This window comes from Vibrio plantisponsor, assembly GCF_013041605.1.
GTDB classification, from domain to species: domain Bacteria; phylum Pseudomonadota; class Gammaproteobacteria; order Enterobacterales; family Vibrionaceae; genus Vibrio; species Vibrio plantisponsor.
The window spans coordinates 375827-394906 of the sequence record NZ_JABEQC010000002.1; the positions used below are offsets into that span (position 1 = coordinate 375827).

A 19080-nucleotide genomic window follows, 5' to 3' on the forward strand; every position below is an offset into this window, starting at 1 on the left:
TCTAGATGAAATAAGAATTAAGGTGAAATTGTGATTAATGAGATTAAAAAAGACGCTCAAGAGCGTATGGACAAAAGTGTTGAAGCATTAAAGAACACCCTTTCTAAGGTTCGTACTGGTCGTGCTCACCCAAGCCTACTTTCTGGCATCTCTGTTGAGTACTACGGTGCTCCAACGCCTTTAACACAAGTTGCAAACATTGTTGCTGAAGACGCACGTACGCTAGCAATCACTGTATTTGATCGAGAACTAACGCCAAAAGTTGAAAAAGCAATTATGGCATCAGACTTGGGCCTAAACCCTATGTCTGCAGGTACGATTATCCGTGTTCCACTTCCACCTCTAACAGAAGAGCGTCGTCGCGACCTAGTTAAGATTGTACGTGGTGAAGCAGAAGGTGGTCGTGTTGCAGTGCGTAACATTCGTCGTGATGCGAATGGCGATCTTAAAGCTCTGCTTAAAGATAAAGAAATCTCTGAAGACGAAGATCGTAAAGCTCAAGACGAGATCCAAAAACTGACAGACCTTGCTGTGAAGAAAATCGATGAAGTTCTTGCAGCAAAAGAAAAAGAACTCATGGAAGTTTAATCTCTCATAACTTTCAATGATATAAACGCTGTGCTCGCAGCACAGCGTTTAACTATGCTACTCTTCACCATCTTTTTATCGTCAAAACTTCCTTATGCAAAATTCGCAACTCTCTCCAGAAGCTTTACCACAACACATCGCAATCATTATGGATGGCAATGGCCGTTGGGCAAAAGAGCAGGGTAAACCTCGTGTTTTCGGACACAAGAATGGTGTGGCATCCGTTCGTAAAACAATTTCTACTGCCGCACGTTTAGGAATCCAAGCTGTCACTTTATTTGCATTTAGCAGTGAAAATTGGCGTCGCCCTGAAGAAGAAGTGGGGGTGCTAATGGAATTGTTTATGACGGTCTTAACGACTGAAGTTAAGAAATTGCATAAAAATCAATTACGCCTGCGTGTTATCGGTGATAAGAGTCGTTTTAGTGAACGCTTGCAAAATAAAATTGCTCAAGCAGAAGAGCTGACGAAAGATAATACAGGCATGTTGATCAACATCGCGGCAAATTACGGCGGTCAATGGGATATTACTCAAGCAACTCGAAGTATTGCAGAAAAAGTTGCACAAGGTGAGTTGGTTGCTTCTGATATTACAGAGGAAACTATCCGCGCACATTTGACTATGTCAGATATTCCTGAAGTTGATTTAATGATTCGTACTGGCGGTGAATGTCGCATCAGTAACTTTATGCTGTGGCAGCTGGCTTATGCTGAGCTGTATTTCACTCCAACTTACTGGCCAGAATTTGGTGAGGAAAGTTTGGTTGAAGCAGTGACTTGGTTTGTTAATCGTGAGCGTCGTTTTGGCTGCACTGGTGAACAAATCAAGGCATTGATGGAAAAATAAAATAGGATTTTAAAGTTTGAAGCAAAGAATAATTACAGCGCTCATACTTGCACCTTTGGTGATTTTAGCCATTTTTTATCTCTCTCTTCCTTGGTTCATGGTTGCATTGGCAACGGTGACTTTTATTGGTTCATGGGAATGGACACAGTTTGTAAATGCTTCTTCTCGTTACCTTGCCTTAGTCCCCACAGTTATCGTTGGGGTAGGAAGTTACTTTTGGTTAGCTCCAGACGAAGCTTGGTTTCATTCTCTCAGTGATTCTCATTTCTTGTTACTTATCGTGGGTAGTTTATGGTGGGTGTTCTCCAGTTTCCTAGCCATTAGTTATCCTAAATCTCGCCCATGGTGGGAAAATTCTAATGTGTTGCGCCACTTGTTTGGTCTTCTTACATTGATCCCGTTTTTCTGGAGTGTAATTTTCCTTCGCGCCGAAAATATTGCAGTCGATTCGTATCACGGTGCTCGTCTAGTTCTGTTTGTTTGCTTTATCGTATGGTCTGCAGATAGCGGAGCCTATTTTGCTGGAAAAAGCTTCGGTAAACACAAAATGGCGCCTGCTGTAAGTCCAAACAAAACGATGGAAGGCCTAGTCGGTGGTGTTATTGCTGCTATGTTGGTGGGTTGGATATTTGCCGATTTGTTTAGTATTCAGTTCACATCTGTGCCTGTCATGTTATTCACCATCTTAGTCACGGTGGTTATTTCTGTGCTTGGTGACCTAGTTGAGAGTATGTTCAAACGCGTTTCCGGTATCAAGGACAGTAGCAATATTATTCCAGGGCATGGCGGTATACTTGATCGTATAGACAGCCTGACAGCTGCTTTCCCTGTTTTCGCTTTTCTTTACTTCATGCTTTAACAGATAGGCAAGCGCGTCTTGCCTATTCCTATTATTAACAACGGTTTTGCTATGCGTAAGTTAACGATTCTTGGTGCAACGGGCTCTATTGGTGCTAGCACACTTAAAGTAGTTAAAGAAAATCCAGAACAATTCCAAATTGTTGCTTTGGCGGCAGGCGTTAACGTAGAAAAAATGCGTGAGCTATGCCTGATTTGGAAGCCACAATATGCTGTGATGGCGACAGCTAAAGCTGCGCAAGAACTTTCCTTACAGTTGTCTGAACTTAACCTTCGTACCGAAGTGTCCTATGGCGTTGATGCTATGTGTCATGTCGCCTCTTTGGGCGAGGTCGATACGGTTATGGCCGCTATCGTAGGTGCGGCGGGTTTAGTGCCTACGATGGCAGCAGTTAAAGCTGGTAAACGAGTATTACTTGCCAACAAAGAAGCGCTTGTTATGTCCGGCCAGTTGTTTATTGATGCCGTTGAACAATATGGTGCTGAACTTTTACCTGTCGATAGTGAACATAATGCTATCTTCCAGTGTCTACCTAGAGAGGTGCAGTCTCAGCTAGGTCGCTGTGATCTCACTTCAAATGGGGTGTCTCACATTTTGCTGACAGGCTCGGGTGGTCCATTTCGCTATAGTGATATCAGCACGTTAGCAAGTGTTACCCCTGAGCAGGCGATTGCTCATCCAAACTGGTCTATGGGGCCTAAGATTTCCGTTGATTCAGCAACCATGATGAACAAAGGTTTGGAGTATATCGAAGCGAAATGGTTGTTTAACGCTTCAAGAGAGCAGTTAAAAGTGTTGATTCACCCTCAGTCGGTGATTCATTCCATGGTGCAGTTTAAAGATGGCTCAGTAATTGCGCAGATGGGTGAACCAGACATGGCAACGCCAATCGCGTACACTATGGCTTATCCACATCGAGTTAGCGCGAGTGTAAAACCTCTAGACTTTACTCGTTTGAGTGAGCTGACATTCATGGACGTGGATTATCAACGATACCCTTGTTTGAAATTGGCTATTGATGCTTGTTATGAAGGACAGCATGCAACAACATCATTAAATGCAGCAAATGAAGTCGCTGTGGAGGCGTTCCTCAAAGGGCAAATTCGCTTTACCGATATTGCAGTGATTAATGAACGCGTGTTGCAACAAGCTTGTGGCTCTAATAACCAGTTACATTCCTACGACTTGGAAAGCCTACTTGAGCTAGATACAATGGCTCGCAAGCTAGCTAACCAAGCACTTAAAGAGCGTATATTATGAGTGGCATTTTGTGGAACTTTGTCTCCTTTATCGTTGCCCTTGGCATATTAGTCGCGGTACATGAATTTGGACACTTCTGGGTTGCCAGAAAGTGTGGCGTCAAAGTCGAAAAGTTTTCTATTGGTTTCGGTAAGTCCATCTGGAGCAAAATTGGCAAAGATGGTACGGAATACAGTATTTCAATGATTCCGCTAGGCGGCTTCGTTAAAATGCTCGATGGGCGTGTTGACGATGTGCCTGATGATCAGCAGTGCTTTGCATTTGATAAAAAGCCACTTTGGAAACGTTCAGCTATTGTTGCTGCCGGTCCGGCATTCAACTTTTTCTTTGCAATTTTTGCCTACTGGCTGGTTTTCCTTGTCGGCGTTCCAACCGTCAAGCCAGTTATTGGCGAAGTCGTTCCTCATTCCATTTCGGCTCAAGCAGGTCTTGAGTCTGGCATGCAAATTAAATCCGTAGCAGGTGTTGAAACGCTGAACTGGGAATCGGTCAACATGGGATTGATTGACCATATCGGCGATAAGCAACTGGTTATGTCGGTGTCTTCTCAAGAAGGTGTTGGATTCGACGAAATTAAAACTTTAGACCTATCAGAATGGAACTTTGATCCAGAATCAGAGTCTGCTATGGAGGCCTTAGGCTTTAAACCTTATACCCCTGAAATCTATATGTCTTTACAGAGTGTATCTGAAGGGGGGGCTGGTCAGCTTGCTGGTCTTGAGGTTGGTGATGTCCTGACTCACATTGATGGTAATGCTATCAATGATTGGCAGCAGGTTGTAACGGCTATCCAAAACAGCCCTGACAAGCCACTTCGGTTGAAAGTTGATAGACAAGGTGAAGAGTTATCTCTGGTTTTGACTCCTCAGGCAAAGAATGTGGCTCAAGGGAAAATGATTGGTTTTGCCGGTATCGCACCTGAAGTCGCAGAATGGCCTGAAAATTATCGCTTTGATCTCCAATATGGTGTATTTGAATCGGTTGGCAAGGCGGTCGAAAAAACAGGGCAAGTTATTGGTTTAACCATCAATATGTTGAAGAAACTTATTGTTGGTGATGTTGGTCTGAATAATTTAAGCGGTCCAATTTCGATTGCCAAAGGTGCAGGAACGACAGCCGATTACGGCTTGGTTTACTTCTTGGGCTTCTTAGCACTGATTAGTGTGAATTTAGGGATTATAAATTTGGTGCCACTACCGATGTTAGATGGCGGTCACCTATTATTTTTTGCTATTGAGGGAATTACCCGTCGCCCGGTACCAGAAAAAGTACAAGAAATGGGCTATCGAATTGGTGGGGCTATCATTTTCTCTTTAATGGCAGTGGCATTATTTAACGATTTTACTCGCCTGTGATTGATTAGCACTAGGCAAAAGCTGTAGTAAGGAATAATTCAAATACATATGGCAATGAAAAAGATCCTTTTCGCGACACTGCTCGCAACCAGCGTGTCGGCGAACAGTGCCGAAAATTTTGTTGTACAGGACATTCAGATCAACGGATTGCAACGTGTGGCACTTGGTGCAGCTTTGTTGAAAATGCCTGTTCGTATCGGTGATTCTGTCGACTCTCAAGATGTTGCAGGGATTATCAAAGCGCTATACGCATCTGGTAACTTTGAGGATGTCAAAGTTCTAAGAGACGGTGACGTGCTGGTTGTTGAGGTGAAAGAACGCCCGACAATAGCAACGGTCTCTTTCTCTGGTAACAAGGCCATTAAAGAAGAGCAGCTTCAACAAAACCTCGATGCTTCAGGTATTCGAGTGGGTGAAGCATTAGATCGCACCACGTTAAGCAACATTGAGAAAGGTCTTGAAGACTTTTACTACAGTGTTGGTAAATATAACGCGACCGTTCAGGCTGTGGTCACTCCTCTTCCTCGAAACCGTGCCGATTTGAAATTTGTTTTTACTGAAGGTGTGTCTGCAAAAATTCAGCAGATCAACTTTATCGGTAACGAAGTCTTTTCTGACGAAGAGCTTTTGTCTCGTTTTAACCTCAATGTTGATGTTGCATGGTGGAACTTCCTTTCTGATGATAAGTATCAGAAACAGGTTCTAGCTGGTGATATTGAGGCTCTTCGTTCTTACTATCTTGATCGTGGTTACTTAAAGTTTCAGGTTGAATCGACCAATGTTTCTATCTCTCCAGATAAGAAAGGTGTCTATATCACGTTGAACCTGACTGAAGGTGAACCTTATACAGTCAAGGGTGTAAAATTCCGTGGTGAACTTATCGGCAAAGACGATGAGTTTAATGCACTGATTCCGTTTGAAGATGGTGAAACCTATAACGGTTCTGCTGTTACTCAGCTTGAAGAGGGCGTAAAGCGCGTTCTTGGTGAAGCTGGTTACGCGTATCCTCAAGTTCGTACGATTCCAGAGTTTAATGACGAAACCAAAGAAGTCTCCCTAGTTGTCAACGTAGAAGCTGGCAAGCGTATTTATGTGCGCGACATTCGTTTTGTTGGTAACAATGCGACTCGTGATGAAGTCCTTCGTCGTGAAATGCGTCAAATGGAAGGCAGTTGGTTAAGTTCGAAAGCGATAGACACGGGTAAAGCTCGTCTAAGTCGTTTAGGTTTCTTCGAAACCGTGGATGTACAAACCGTTCGAGTACCGGGCAGCGAAGACCAAGTTGACCTAGTTTATAACGTTAAAGAAGCCAACTCTGGTAGTGTCAACTTCGGTATTGGTTACGGTACTGAGTCGGGAGTGAGTTTCCAAGTTGGTCTGCAACAAGACAACTTCCTTGGTACGGGTAACCGCGTTGGTATTAGCGCTATGACCAACGATTACCAAAAGAACGTCACATTAGAGTATCGCGACCCATACTGGAACCTCGATGGTGTGAGCTTAGGCGGTAAAGTTTTTTACAACCAATTTGAAGCGTCGGAAGCGGGTATTGTTGACTATACCAATGAAAGTTATGGTACCAACCTGACTTGGGGGTTCCCGTTTGATGAACTAAACCGCTTCGAATTTGGCGTGGGATATACCCACAACAAGCTCGGCAATTTGTCTCCTTACTTGCAAGTTGAGCGCTTCCTGATTGCACAGGCAAGCAATATTGATAGCGATGGAAGCTTGGTAATAAATGACTTTGATATCAACCTATCTTGGACGCGTAACAACCTGAATAAAGGTTATTTTCCGACCGCGGGTAACTATCAACGTGCTTTCTATAAAATGACCGTACCTGGCTCTGACGCACAGTTCTTTAAACTGCAGTATGATGTACGCCAATATTTCCCATTAACCAAGAAACATGAGTTTGCGTTGTTGCTTCGCGGTCGATTGGGTTATGGTAATGGTTATGGTCAGACGGATGGTAACGACAACTTGTATCCATTCTATGAAAACTTCTATGCGGGTGGTTTCACCAGTCTAAGAGGTTTTGGTTCAAACTCAGCTGGCCCGAAAGCGGTATATCGTGATTATTCGAGTTCCAACAATGGTTCGGATATTGCCTCAGATGAATCTGTTGGTGGTAACGCGATCGCATTAGGTAGTATCGAGTTAATCGTTCCAACACCATTTGCATCGGATGAAGCGCGTAGCCAAATTCGCACCAGCATTTTCTTCGATATGGCAAGTGTCTGGGATACAGAATTTGACTACCGTGAAGGCGGCGCAGATTATGGTAACGAGTACTATTATGATTACTCAGACCCAACCAATTATCGTTCATCTTATGGTGTTGCACTACAATGGATGTCACCGATGGGCCCTCTGGTCTTCTCGTTGGCTAAGCCGATAAAAATTTACGAAGGGGATGATGAAGAGTTCTTCACATTCACCATCGGTAAAACGTTCTAATAGAGGAAAGTATTTTGAAAAATATGATGAAAGCTGCTGGTGTTAGTCTTCTTGTTCTTAGCTCATCAATGTTCGCAAATGCAGCTGAAGCGGCGCAAAAAGTCGGTTACATCAATACTGCGCAAGTATTCCAAGCATTGCCGCAGCGTGAAGTTGTGCTGCAAAAAATGAAAGCTGAGTTTGAAGATAAAGCGGCAGAGCTTCAAAGCATTCAAGCACAAGCTAAAACCAAGATTGAAAAACTGAAGCGTGACTCTTCTCTCATGAGCCAAGATGAAGTTGAAAAACTGCGTATCGAAATCGGTCAGTTGGATAGTACTTACAAAATCAAAGCTCAAGCACTGGACAAAGCGTCTGCTCAACGTGAAGCGGAAGAAAAACAAAAGCTATTCCAAGTAATCCAAGATGCTGTGAAGAAAGTGGCTGAGAAAGAAGGTTACGATATGATCATTGATATCAGTGCTATGCAATACGGTAAGCCTGAATTCAATATTTCAGAAAAAGTAATCAAAGCAATCAAATAACTAGCTCTTATAGATAAAAATAGCATTTAAACATGAAAACACTGACTTTAGCTGAATTAGCAGCAATTACTGGCGGTGAGTTACACGGTGATAGCAATGCTGTCGTTTATCGTGTTGCTCCGATGGACAGCGCACAAGAAGGCGATGTGACCTTTTTGTCGAATCCTAAATACAGCAAACACTTAGCGGAATCAAAAGCGACAGTGTTAATGGTGAAAGAGTCAGAGCGATCGCTGTGTCCGTCGAATGTGTTGGTTGTTGCTGACCCTTATGTTGCCTTTGCTAAGGTAGCACAAGCGTTAGATTTGACGCCTGCACCGGCTGAAAATGGTGTGGCTGCAAGTGCCGTTGTCGCTGTAGACGTAGTTATGGGTACTAATGTTTCGATTGGTGCCAATGCTGTGGTCGAGTCAGGTGTTGAGTTGGGTGACAACGTGGTGATTGGTGCGGGCTGCTTTATTGGCAAAAATGCCAAATTGGGCAACAACACCAAACTTTGGGCGAATGTCAGTGTTTATCATGGCGTTGAAATCGGTTCTGACTGCCTGATTCAATCAAGTACAGTGATTGGTTCCGATGGCTTTGGTTATGCGAATGAGCGTGGCGAATGGGTTAAGATCCCTCAAATCGGCTCTGTACGAATTGGTAACCGTGTTGAAATTGGTGCATGTACCACTATCGACCGTGGTGCGCTAGACGATACCGTTATCGAAGATAACGTGATTTTAGATAACCAGCTTCAAATCGCTCACAACGTGCACATCGGATATGGTACAGCCATGGCTGGTGGTACAGTTGTCGCCGGAAGCACTCACATTGGTAAGTACTGCATTATTGGCGGTGCAAGTGTTATTAACGGCCACATTACTATTGCTGATGGTGTCACCATCACGGGTATGGGTATGGTAATGCGCAGCATCGAAGAAAAAGGCATGTACTCGTCAGGTATTCCTTTACAACCAAACAAAGAGTGGCGTAAGACTGCGACTCGTGTTCATCGTATTGACGAGATGAACAAGCGTCTTAAAGAAGTTGAAAAGCAATTAGCGCAAAAAAACGACGCTTAAAGGCATATTTTACAGACCTTTGTCGATAAGGCTCGCAAAGTGCGAGTCTTTTTCGTCTATAATGCCGAAAAGATTTTTTGAAAATTTAATGAATAGGAATATGACTTTGACTACTGAAAAGAAAACGATGAATATCACCGAAATTCAGGAGCTACTTCCTCATCGCTATCCGTTTTTGTTGATTGATCGCGTAACAGATTACGAAGAAGGCAAATATCTGGTTGGCCTTAAAAACGTTTCAGTAAATGAACCTCAGTTTACTGGTCATTTTCCACAGCTACCGATTTTCCCTGGCGTACTGATTCTTGAAGCTATGGCTCAAGCTACAGGTTTGCTAGCGTTTAAATCTTTTGGCGCATCGAAAGAAAATGAACTTTACTACTTCGCAAGTATCGATAATGCAAAATTCCGCAAGCCAGTTGTTCCGGGCGACCAACTGATTATCGAAGTGGAATTCTTGAAAGAACGTCGTGGTATCGCTCTGTTTAATGGTGTCGCGAAAGTAGACGGTGAAGTTGTATGTTCTGCTGAACTTAAATGTGCACGTAGAGAGTTTTAAGATGATTCACGAATCAGCAAAAATTCATCCAAGCGCAGTAGTAGAAGAAGGTGCGGTGATTGGTGCAAACGTAACTGTTGGACCTTTTACTTACATCACTTCTGGCGTGAAAATTGGCGACAACACAGAAGTGATGTCGCATGTTGTTATCAAAGGTAATACGGTTATCGGTAAAGAGAACCGTATTTTCCCTCATGCTGTTATTGGCGAAGAAAACCAAGACAAGAAATACGGCGGCGAAGATACGACAGTAGTTATCGGTGATCGCAATGTGATCCGTGAAGCGGTGCAAATCCATCGTGGAACGGTACAAGACAAAGCAACCACTATTGTCGGTAATGACAACCTACTTTGTGTTAACGCGCATATCGCTCATGACTGTGTTGTTGGCAACAATACTCACATTGGTAACAATGCGATCCTTGGAGGACACGTAACTGTCGAAGATTACGCTGGCGTAATGGCGCTATCTGCCATTCATCCATTCTGTAGTGTTGGTGCTTATGCTTACGTTGGTGGCTGTTCTGCGGTTGTTCAGGACGTACCTGCATACGTACTTGCACAGGGTAACCATGCAACGCCTTTCGGCTTAAACCTAGTAGGTTTAAAACGTAACGGTTTTGAAAAAGCAGAGATTCGCGCCATTCAAAAAGCGTACAAAGAGATCTACCGCTCAGGTAAAACTCAAGCAGAAGTGCTGCCAGTGTTGAAAGAGATTGCGCAAGAGTGGCCTGCTGTGGAACGTTTCATTTCCATTTTGGAAACGACGGAACGTGGCATCATTCGTTAATTTGCGATTGAACTGACGATTGGAAAAGATCGCAGCTTAAATGCTGCGGTCTTTTTGTGTTTTAAGGCTAGCGATATTCATTTGCTATGCTCACATTCTTCCATAATTTAAGGCTAAAAGTATGTCTGAAGCGAGAAAGCCGCTGCGCGTAGGTATTGTTGCCGGAGAGATGTCTGGCGATACGTTAGGTGAAGGCTTTATCAAAGCAATTAAGCAGCAATACCCAGACGCAGAGTTTGTCGGTATTGGTGGTCCGAAAATGATAGCTCAAGGGTGTGAGTCACTCTTTGATATGGAAGAGTTGTCTGTAATGGGCTTAGTTGAGGTGCTTGGCCGCTTATCTCGTCTACTGAAAGTCAAAGCTGAACTGGTTAAGTATTTCACCTCTAACCCGCCAGATGTGTTTGTGGGCATCGATGCGCCAGACTTCAACTTACGCCTTGAGTTGGATTTGAAAAATGCGGGTATCAAAACTGTGCATTATGTCAGTCCGTCAGTGTGGGCTTGGCGCCAAAAACGTATTTTTAAAATTGAAGCAGCGACCAATCTTGTATTAGCATTTTTGCCGTTTGAAAAAGCCTTTTACGATAAATTTAATGTCCCTTGTGAATTCATCGGGCACACGTTGGCGGACTCAATCCCTCTTGAAAACGACAAGCTACCAGCACAAGAGTTATTAGGTCTGGATTCATCTCGTCGTTGGCTTGCTGTTCTGCCAGGCAGCCGTGGCGGTGAAATGAAAATGCTTGCTCAGCCATTTATCGAAACCTGTCAGAAATTAAGAGAAAAATATCCGGATCTTGGTTTTGTTGTCGCGCTTGTAAACCAGAAGCGTCGTGAGCAGTTCGAAGCCGCTTGGAAAGAGACGGCTCCGGAACTCGATTTTGTGCTGGTGGATGATACTGCGCGTAATGTCATTACCGCTTCAGATGCGGTGTTATTGGCTTCTGGCACAGTGGCGCTGGAATGTATGCTTTTAAAACGTCCTATGGTTGTCGGTTACCGCGTTAATGCATTGACGTATTTCTTGGCGAAGCGATTAGTGAAAACACCTTATGTGTCACTGCCGAACATATTAGCCGAGCAGGAGCTGGTGAAAGAACTGCTGCAAGACGACTGTACCGTTGAAAATTTGGTGCACCATGTCAGCCAACTTTTGGATGGTGACAATCAAGCGATGCTGGAAAAATTTGCCGAAATGCATCAATGGATTCGCAAAGGGGCAGATGAACAAGCTGCTCACGCTGTACTGAAATTAATAGAGAAAGCGTAATTATGTCGACAAATAAAACTTCAGCGAAGAAGCCTGCTCAAGAGTTACCTCCGTTTGAAATACCACAAGGCTATCAGTTGATTGCCGGTGTGGATGAAGTAGGAAGAGGGCCGCTCGTTGGAGATGTGGTGACTGCCGCTGTGATTTTAGATCCTAACAACCCTATTGAAGGCTTGAATGATTCTAAAAAACTGAGCGAGAAAAAACGTCTTGCGCTTTTACCTGAAATCAAAGAAAAAGCCCTCGCTTGGTCAGTTGGGCGTTGTAGCCCCAAAGAAATTGACCAACTGAATATATTTCAAGCCACTATGGTTGCTATGCAACGTGCGGTTGAAGGTTTGGGGATTAAGCCTGATTTAGTACTGATTGATGGTAATAAAGTTCCTCAGTTACCTATGGACGCGATTGCCGTTGTCAAAGGTGACTTACGAGTGGCGCAGATCAGTGCCGCTTCAATCATTGCAAAAGTCGTTCGCGATCAGGAAATGGAACAGTTAGACAAGGAATTTCCGCAGTTCGGTTTTGCTAAACACAAAGGTTATCCAACCAAAGCGCATTTTGAGGCGATTGAACAACACGGTGTAATTGAGCAACATCGCAGAAGTTTTGGCCCCGTTAAACGCGCGTTAGGCTTGGAATAAGCCCTGCAATACGTTTGGTATTGACGTAGAATACATCCCAATAAAAGCGAATATTGAGTATCTAGGACAGAATTGAATGTCAGACCCTAAGTTTATCCACTTACGCATTCACAGTGATTTCTCCATGGTTGACGGCCTGTCAAAAGTGCCTCCTTTGGTTAAAAAAGTGGCTGAAATGGGCATGCCTGCTATGGCATTAACCGACTTTACCAACTTGTGTGGCTTAGTTAAGTTCTACGGAACCGCACACAACTGCGGTGTGAAACCTATTATTGGTGCGGATTTCACAATGCGCTCAGAAGAGTTTGGTGATGAGCTGACCCGAATTACTATCTTGGCGAAAAATAATGTTGGTTATAAGAACCTGACTCTTCTTATTTCAGAAGCTTATCTGCGTGGGCATGTTCAACACCAACCTGTGATTGATAAAGAGTGGCTAATTAAATACGCAGAAGGTTTGATTATTCTATCTGGAGCCAAACAGGGTGAGATTGGTAAAGCTCTGCTTAAAGGTAACCAACCACTGGTGGATAAATGCGTCGAGTTTTATCAAACCTACTTCGCTGACCATTTTTATATTGAGTTGATAAGAACAGGCCGTGCGGATGAAGAAAGCTATCTTCACTTTGCTTTGGAAGTGGCGGAAAAAGAAGGACTGCCTGTTGTTGCCACGAACGAAGTGGTGTTTCTGACAGAAGAGTTCTTCGACGCACATGAAATCCGCGTGGCTATCCACGATGGCTACACATTAGAAGACCCGCGCAGACCGAAACTCTATAGCCCACAGCAATATTTACGCTCTGAAGAAGAGATGTGTGAGCTATTTGCTGATATCCCAGAAGCGCTGCAAAACACGGTTGAAATCGCTAAGCGCTGTAACGTCACCGTGCGGTTGGGTGAATATTTCCTCCCAGCATTCCCAACAGAAGGAATGCTGGAAACTGAATATCTGGTTAAAAAATCAGAAGAAGGTTTGGAAGATCGTTTAGAGTTCTTGTTCCCTGACCCAGAAGTGCGAGCTCAGCGCCGTCCTGAATACGATGAACGTTTGAAAGTTGAGCTTGAAGTAATTAATAACATGGGTTTCCCGGGTTACTTCCTGATCGTAATGGAGTTCATCCAGTGGTCCAAAGACAACGATATTCCGGTAGGACCGGGGCGTGGTTCTGGTGCAGGCTCTTTGGTGGCTTATGCCCTGAAAATTACAGACTTGGATCCACTTGAGTACGATTTGCTGTTCGAACGTTTCTTGAACCCAGAACGTGTATCCATGCCCGATTTCGACGTTGACTTCTGTATGGATAAGCGTGACCAAGTTATTGATCACGTGGCAGAAATGTATGGTCGTGATGCGGTATCACAGATCATTACCTTCGGTACTATGGCGGCAAAAGCGGTTATCCGCGATGTGGGACGTGTACTTGGTCACCCGTTTGGCTTTGTCGATCGTATCTCAAAACTCATTCCGCCAGACCCGGGTATGACGCTGGAAAAAGCCTTCAAGGCTGAACCCGCACTTCCTGAGTTATATAACTCAGATGAAGACGTCAAAGAGCTGATTGATAAATGCCGAATCCTAGAAGGTTGTACTCGAAATGCCGGTAAACATGCTGGTGGCGTAGTAATTTCGCCAACCACAATTACTGATTTTGCGCCTATCTACGCCGATTCAGAGGGTAATTTCCCTGTTACTCAATTTGATAAGAATGATGTTGAAACTGCGGGTCTGGTTAAGTTCGACTTCTTGGGGTTACGAACATTAACCATCATTGACTGGGCATTGGGCTTGATTAACCCTCGAATGGAGAGAGAGGGGAAAGCGCCTGTTCGCATCGAGTCGATTCCATTAGATGATCCTGCATCCTTCCGAGTGTTGCAGAATTCAGAAACCACTGCGGTATTCCAGCTTGAATCTCGCGGTATGAAAGATTTGATCAAACGTCTTCAGCCTGACTGTTTCGAAGACATCATCGCATTGGTGGCACTGTTCCGTCCGGGGCCGTTGCAATCAGGCATGGTAGATAACTTTATCGACCGTAAACACGGCCGTGAAGCGATCTCCTATCCGGATGAAACCTGGCAGCATGAATCTCTCAAAGAGACGCTTGAACCAACCTACGGCATTATCTTGTATCAAGAACAGGTAATGCAGATTGCCCAGATTCTTGCTGGTTATACCCTTGGTGGCGCAGATATGTTGCGCCGTGCAATGGGTAAGAAAAAACCAGAAGAGATGGCAAAGCAGCGTGCAGTATTTGAAGCGGGAGCGATCAAAAACGGCGTTGATGGCGAATTGTCAATGAAAATCTTCGATCTTGTAGAGAAATTCGCTGGATATGGCTTTAACAAATCGCACTCGGCAGCCTATGCTTTAGTATCGTATCAAACACTATGGCTGAAAACGCACTTCCCTGCGGAGTTCATGGCAGCGGTAATGACCGCCGATATGGATAACACAGAAAAAGTCGTTGGCTTGGTGGATGAATGTATCCGAATGGGGCTTAAAGTGCTTCCGCCAGATATTAACTCTGGCTTATATCGCTTTAACGTCGATGAAACAGGTGCCATCGTGTATGGTATTGGTGCGATCAAAGGGGTAGGTGAAGGCCCAATTGAAGCGATACAAGAAGCGCGAGACAAAGGTGGTTACTTCAAAGACTTGTTTGATTTCTGTGCTCGTATTGACCTGAAAAGGGTGAACAAACGAGTGATAGAAAAACTGATTTTGGCTGGGGCTCTAGACAGATTAGGTCCACACCGTGCTGCTATGATGGCGTCATTGAATGATGCTGTGAAATCAGCGAGTCAACACCATCAGGCTGAAGCATTTGGTCAGGCTGACATGTTCGGTGTCCTGACAGATGCACCTGAAGAAGTTGAACAAAAATATACTCAAGTACCTGAGTGGCCAGAGAAAGTTTGGCTAGAAGGTGAGCGTGAAACTTTGGGGCTTTATTTGACAGGGCACCCAATTAACGCCTATTTGAAGGAACTTAATCGATATACAAGCTGTCGGTTAAATGAGGCAACACCGACACGACGTGATCAATCGATAACGGTTGCGGGTTTAGTGATTGCTGCTCGAGTGATGACAACCAAACGTGGTACGCGCATTGGTCTGATGACTTTAGATGATCGTTCCGGTCGCATGGAGGTAATGTTATTCTCCGATGCCCTTGAGCGGTATGCAGAATTGCTAGAAAAAGATAAAATTTTGGTCATTTCTGGACAGGTCAGCTTTGATGACTTCAATGGTGGCCTTAAAATGTCGGCGCGCGAAGTCATGGACATGGGCAGCGCACGTGAAAAATATGCCCGTGGCTTATCAATATCGATAGAACAATCTCAAATTGATGAGCAGTTTTTTGAGCGTTTTAGTGAAATACTTACGCCTCACCGAGCAGGAACGGTTCCTGTCAATGTATACTACCAGCGCCCTGATGCGCGAGCGCGTCTAGTACTTGGTACAGAATGGCGTGTCACACCTAGCGATACATTGTTAGACGAATTGCAACAGCTACTTGGCAGTGATCAGGTAGAACTTGAATTTAACTAAAATTCAGCAATGCCAAAGGCATGCTGAGTAAAAAAGGATAGGTAGATGAGCCTAAATTTTCTAGATTTTGAAAAACCAATTGCCGAACTTGAAGCTAAAATTCAGGCACTGCGTGACGTATCTCGTCACGGTGGTAACGACTCAGTTGACCTCGACAAAGAAATTGCACAACTAGAAAAGAAAAGCTTAGAGCTGAAAAAGAAAATTTTTGGCGACTTAGGTGCATGGCAAGTAGCGCAATTGGCGCGTCATCCAAAGCGTCCTTACACGCTTGATTATATTGAACATGTCTTTACTGAGTTTGATGAACTGGCAGGTGACCGCGCTTTTGCAGATGACAAAGCTATCGTAGGTGGTATCGCTCGTTTAGAAGACCGTCCAGTGATGATTATTGGTCATCAAAAAGGTCGTGAAACTCGTGAGAAAGTAAAGCGTAACTTCGGTATGCCAAAGCCTGAAGGTTACCGTAAGGCACTGCGTCTGATGGAAATGGCTGAGCGTTTTAACATGCCAATCATTACTTTCATTGACACTGCTGGTGCTTACCCAGGTGTTGGTGCTGAAGAGCGTGGTCAGTCTGAAGCTATCGCGAGAAACCTCAAAGTGATGTCAGGTTTGAAAGTGCCTGTTATCTGTAACGTGGTTGGTGAAGGCGGTTCTGGTGGCGCATTGGCTATCGGCGTGGGTGACTATGTAAACATGCTTCAATACTCTACGTATTCAGTAATCTCTCCAGAAGGTTGTGCATCAATCTTATGGCGCGATTCAGATAAAGCACCACAAGCAGCAGAAGCTATGGGTCTTGTTGCTCCTCGCTTGAAAGAGCTAGAACTGATTGATGAAATCATTGAAGAGCCTCTGGGTGGTGCGCATCGTAACCACGAAGAGACGGCTGCGAACATGAAAGCAACACTGCTACGTCAGTTAGCCGATCTAGAAAATCTGGATACAGATTCACTACTAGAACGTCGCTACCAACGTCTGCTGAGCTACGGTTACTGCTAATCGTTGCTCAGAACAAGTAGTAACTAAAGCTGATTGCTTTGCTAAAGGGTTGGATTGATTCCAACCCTTTTTGTTTATCTGGCTTAACGTTACACTTAAACACAGTTTCTTGTTGATGGCCTTACTGGTTGATAAACCTACTATGTTCGATTTGTACTCTCACTTTTGCCAACAGTTGAATGCATACTCTTCCCGCCGTTTTGTGCTCGCTTTGAGTGGTGGTGTTGATTCTCGTGTTTTGTTGTCACTGCTCGCTCGTTTTCGCGATGAATCCGGCGCATCAATTGCGGCAGTGCATGTTCATCATGGCTTGAGCCGCAATGCAGATCATTGGGCTGAGTGTTGTCAGGCATGGTGTGATGACTCTGCTATCCCTTTGACTGTAGAACGAGTGCATCTGGATACTCAATGCGGTGAGAGTATTGAAAAGCTTGCTCGCGATGCTCGTTATGCGGTTTTAGCTAAACATGTACAGGAGAATGATGTACTGCTGTTAGGTCAGCATGCAGATGATCAGATAGAGACTTTTTTACTCGCCCTTAAACGGGGGAGTGGGCCAAAAGGGTTGGCTTCTATGGCTCCTTCTGCACCATTTTCAAACGGTTTGATGTTACGACCGCTATTGAGTGTCAAACGCGCTGATATAGAGGCTTTTGCGGCGAAGAATCATCTAACTTGGGTAACCGATGAAAGTAATGATGATGTTCGCTACGAGCGCAATTTCATCCGTCACCAAGTTACACCTATTCTCAGTCAGCGTTGGCCATCGATTCACCAAGCGGTTCAACGTAGTGCGGAGTTATGTGCTGAGCAACAAGCTTTGCTTGATGAACTCTTACGAGATGAACTTGTACAAGCACTTTATGAAGACGGAAGTTTGAAGCTTGATGCGTTGAGTGCGAAAAGTGATGGTGTTCGGCGGCAAATCATTCGCCAATGGTTAGCGAATCATCAAATGGTGATGCCAAGCCGTAAACATACAGAGATGATTTGGCTGGAAGTCGCTTTAGCCACAGCTGACGCCAATCCAAAACTGAAACTTGGTGAGCGTGAGATCCGCCGTTTTGATAATCGTCTATATTGTGTTGAAGAGAGTCGTGATATATCAGATTGGAAAAGCCCAATTTTTCTTGAACATAATCTGCTATTACCCGATGGCTTGGGCGCTTTGAATCTTACTCAGTATAAGGGTGAAATTCGACTGCCAGAAAAGGTGGAAGATTTGTGGGTGAGCTTTAACCCGGAAGGATTAAGTGCATGTCCGGTAGGAAGGATCGGCTCAAGAAAGTTGAAAAAGCTCTTTCAGGAATACGGTGTGCCGAGTTGGCTAAGACGCCGCACGCCGATACTCATGTATCAAGATAAAGTGGTTGCGGTGGCAAATTTGTTTGTTGATCGTGATTTCAGTGGGCAAGATTGCACGCTGGTTTGGGACAAGCGTTAATTTTCGTGCCAGAATTAACCCTAGTAGTAGCAGTGATATAAAAAGAAAATTCAATAACATAAGGAAGAGCAATGAATAAATTAGCATTGAGTGTTGTTTTAGGTCTTGGACTTCTAGCGGGTAATGCAGTCGCTGGAGACGTGGCTGCTGGTAAAGCAAAATCAGCGGTTTGTGCAGCGTGTCATGGTGCGGATGGTATTGCGGTTATTCCGGGATATCCAAACCTCAAAGGACAAAGTGAACAATACATAGTGTCTTCTATTAAAGCTTATAAAGCGGGTCAGCGTACGGGTGGACTTGCACCTGTAATGCAAGCTCAAGCTTCTATGTTGAACGATGCAGATATTGCTAACTTAGCCGCTTACTACGCAAGTTTGAAATAAGTATAAAGCGACTTAATTATTTGATTGTTTTCAAGGGCTAGCGGATAATGCCGAGCATTGATACAAGTTTAAGGGATGAACATGAAAAAAATTGAAGCCATTATTAAGCCATTTAAACTCGATGATGTTCGTGAAGCGTTAGCTGAAGTGGGTATTACGGGTATGACGGTATCCGAAGTCAAAGGCTTTGGTCGTCAAAAAGGCCACACGGAACTGTATCGTGGTGCTGAATACATGGTCGATTTCTTGCCAAAAGTGAAGCTGGAAATTGTGGTTAACGAAGATGTCGTTGACCAATGTGTCGATACTATTATCGAAACCGCTCAAACAGGCAAAATTGGTGATGGTAAAATTTTCATTACTGATGTCGAACGTGTTATCCGTATTCGTACTGGCGAAGAAGACGAAGACGCAGTTTAAAAGAAGAGGAGCGAATGCTCCTCTTTTTCCATCTCGCCGCCAGTGA

The 19080-nt window shown here is 44.2% G+C and carries 17 protein-coding genes; all 17 read left to right on the forward strand.

The genetic code is table 11. The annotated features are described in order from the left end of the window. The first annotated feature begins 30 nt into the window (after positions 1–30). Positions 31–588 carry a ribosome recycling factor gene (gene frr / locus HKI82_RS05055; RefSeq protein WP_102940362.1) on the forward strand — a complete coding sequence of 186 codons (558 nt, stop codon included), beginning with the start codon at positions 31–33 and terminating at the stop codon, positions 586–588. 94 nt (positions 589–682) lie between these two features. Further along, positions 683–1435 (forward strand): polyprenyl diphosphate synthase, encoded by a 753-nt coding sequence (gene uppS / locus HKI82_RS05060; RefSeq protein ID WP_042480131.1) that lies wholly within the window; start codon positions 683–685, stop codon positions 1433–1435. Positions 1436–1451: 16 nt separating this feature from the next. Further along, a complete protein-coding gene (locus HKI82_RS05065; protein WP_102940360.1) occupies positions 1452–2294 on the forward strand; it encodes a phosphatidate cytidylyltransferase in 843 nt (280 codons plus the stop codon). Positions 2295–2345: 51 nt separating this feature from the next. Beyond that, on the forward strand, positions 2346–3554 hold the full coding sequence (gene ispC / locus HKI82_RS05070; RefSeq protein WP_171137366.1) for a 1-deoxy-D-xylulose-5-phosphate reductoisomerase: 1209 nt from the start codon (positions 2346–2348) through the stop codon (positions 3552–3554). Continuing rightward, positions 3551–4909, forward strand: coding sequence for a sigma E protease regulator RseP (rseP, locus tag HKI82_RS05075; protein ID WP_171137367.1), 1359 nt, complete (start codon positions 3551–3553; stop codon positions 4907–4909). The genes ispC and rseP overlap by 4 nt, the downstream gene beginning before the upstream one ends. A gap of 48 nt (positions 4910–4957) precedes the next feature. Continuing rightward, positions 4958–7372 carry an outer membrane protein assembly factor BamA gene (gene bamA / locus HKI82_RS05080; protein WP_102940358.1) on the forward strand — a complete coding sequence of 805 codons (2415 nt, stop codon included), beginning with the start codon at positions 4958–4960 and terminating at the stop codon, positions 7370–7372. A gap of 14 nt (positions 7373–7386) precedes the next feature. Then, entirely contained in the window at positions 7387–7896 is a 510-nt protein-coding gene (locus HKI82_RS05085) for an OmpH/Skp family outer membrane protein (protein WP_102940357.1), read from the forward strand. A gap of 32 nt (positions 7897–7928) precedes the next feature. Beyond that, a complete protein-coding gene (lpxD, locus tag HKI82_RS05090; protein WP_171137368.1) occupies positions 7929–8963 on the forward strand; it encodes a UDP-3-O-(3-hydroxymyristoyl)glucosamine N-acyltransferase in 1035 nt (344 codons plus the stop codon). A 127-nt stretch (positions 8964–9090) separates the two neighbouring features. After that, entirely contained in the window at positions 9091–9522 is a 432-nt protein-coding gene (gene fabZ / locus HKI82_RS05095; RefSeq protein ID WP_171137392.1) for a 3-hydroxyacyl-ACP dehydratase FabZ, read from the forward strand. A 1-nt stretch (position 9523) separates the two neighbouring features. Further along, positions 9524–10312 carry an acyl-ACP--UDP-N-acetylglucosamine O-acyltransferase gene (gene lpxA / locus HKI82_RS05100; RefSeq protein WP_102940354.1) on the forward strand — a complete coding sequence of 263 codons (789 nt, stop codon included), beginning with the start codon at positions 9524–9526 and terminating at the stop codon, positions 10310–10312. 121 nt (positions 10313–10433) lie between these two features. Then, complete coding sequence (gene lpxB / locus HKI82_RS05105) at positions 10434–11585, forward strand: lipid-A-disaccharide synthase (protein ID WP_102940353.1); 1152 nt, start codon at positions 10434–10436, stop codon at positions 11583–11585. Between the two features lie 2 nt (positions 11586–11587). Continuing rightward, a complete protein-coding gene (rnhB, locus tag HKI82_RS05110; RefSeq protein ID WP_112403175.1) occupies positions 11588–12226 on the forward strand; it encodes a ribonuclease HII in 639 nt (212 codons plus the stop codon). A 76-nt stretch (positions 12227–12302) separates the two neighbouring features. After that, positions 12303–15782, forward strand: a complete 3480-nt coding sequence (dnaE, locus tag HKI82_RS05115; RefSeq protein WP_171137369.1) for a DNA polymerase III subunit alpha — start codon at positions 12303–12305, stop codon at positions 15780–15782. A gap of 45 nt (positions 15783–15827) precedes the next feature. Next, on the forward strand, positions 15828–16787 hold the full coding sequence (gene accA, locus HKI82_RS05120; RefSeq protein ID WP_102940350.1) for an acetyl-CoA carboxylase carboxyl transferase subunit alpha: 960 nt from the start codon (positions 15828–15830) through the stop codon (positions 16785–16787). A 142-nt stretch (positions 16788–16929) separates the two neighbouring features. Further along, entirely contained in the window at positions 16930–18231 is a 1302-nt protein-coding gene (gene tilS / locus HKI82_RS05125; RefSeq protein ID WP_102940506.1) for a tRNA lysidine(34) synthetase TilS, read from the forward strand. 71 nt (positions 18232–18302) lie between these two features. Next, entirely contained in the window at positions 18303–18614 is a 312-nt protein-coding gene (locus HKI82_RS05130) for a c-type cytochrome (protein ID WP_042480094.1), read from the forward strand. Between the two features lie 81 nt (positions 18615–18695). Continuing rightward, positions 18696–19034 carry a nitrogen regulatory protein P-II gene (glnB, locus tag HKI82_RS05135; protein WP_042480092.1) on the forward strand — a complete coding sequence of 113 codons (339 nt, stop codon included), beginning with the start codon at positions 18696–18698 and terminating at the stop codon, positions 19032–19034. The last annotated feature ends 46 nt before the right edge of the window (positions 19035–19080 follow it).

What these genes read in the sequence shown, in the direction of transcription:
- bamA (WP_102940358.1), top strand. Translation starts at nt 4,958, where the DNA reads ATGGCAATGAAAAAGATCCTTTTCGCGACACTGCTCGCAACCAGCGTG.
- rnhB (WP_112403175.1), top strand. Translation starts at nt 11,588, where the DNA reads ATGTCGACAAATAAAACTTCAGCGAAGAAGCCTGCTCAAGAGTTACCT.
- dnaE (WP_171137369.1), top strand. Translation starts at nt 12,303, where the DNA reads ATGTCAGACCCTAAGTTTATCCACTTACGCATTCACAGTGATTTCTCC.
- fabZ (WP_171137392.1), top strand. Translation starts at nt 9,091, where the DNA reads ATGAATATCACCGAAATTCAGGAGCTACTTCCTCATCGCTATCCGTTT.
- ispC (WP_171137366.1), top strand. Translation starts at nt 2,346, where the DNA reads ATGCGTAAGTTAACGATTCTTGGTGCAACGGGCTCTATTGGTGCTAGC.
- lpxB (WP_102940353.1), top strand. Translation starts at nt 10,434, where the DNA reads ATGTCTGAAGCGAGAAAGCCGCTGCGCGTAGGTATTGTTGCCGGAGAG.
- HKI82_RS05130 (WP_042480094.1), top strand. Translation starts at nt 18,303, where the DNA reads ATGAATAAATTAGCATTGAGTGTTGTTTTAGGTCTTGGACTTCTAGCG.
- rseP (WP_171137367.1), top strand. Translation starts at nt 3,551, where the DNA reads ATGAGTGGCATTTTGTGGAACTTTGTCTCCTTTATCGTTGCCCTTGGC.
- tilS (WP_102940506.1), top strand. Translation starts at nt 16,930, where the DNA reads ATGTTCGATTTGTACTCTCACTTTTGCCAACAGTTGAATGCATACTCT.
- lpxA (WP_102940354.1), top strand. Translation starts at nt 9,524, where the DNA reads ATGATTCACGAATCAGCAAAAATTCATCCAAGCGCAGTAGTAGAAGAA.
- uppS (WP_042480131.1), top strand. Translation starts at nt 683, where the DNA reads ATGCAAAATTCGCAACTCTCTCCAGAAGCTTTACCACAACACATCGCA.
- glnB (WP_042480092.1), top strand. Translation starts at nt 18,696, where the DNA reads ATGAAAAAAATTGAAGCCATTATTAAGCCATTTAAACTCGATGATGTT.
- accA (WP_102940350.1), top strand. Translation starts at nt 15,828, where the DNA reads ATGAGCCTAAATTTTCTAGATTTTGAAAAACCAATTGCCGAACTTGAA.
- lpxD (WP_171137368.1), top strand. Translation starts at nt 7,929, where the DNA reads ATGAAAACACTGACTTTAGCTGAATTAGCAGCAATTACTGGCGGTGAG.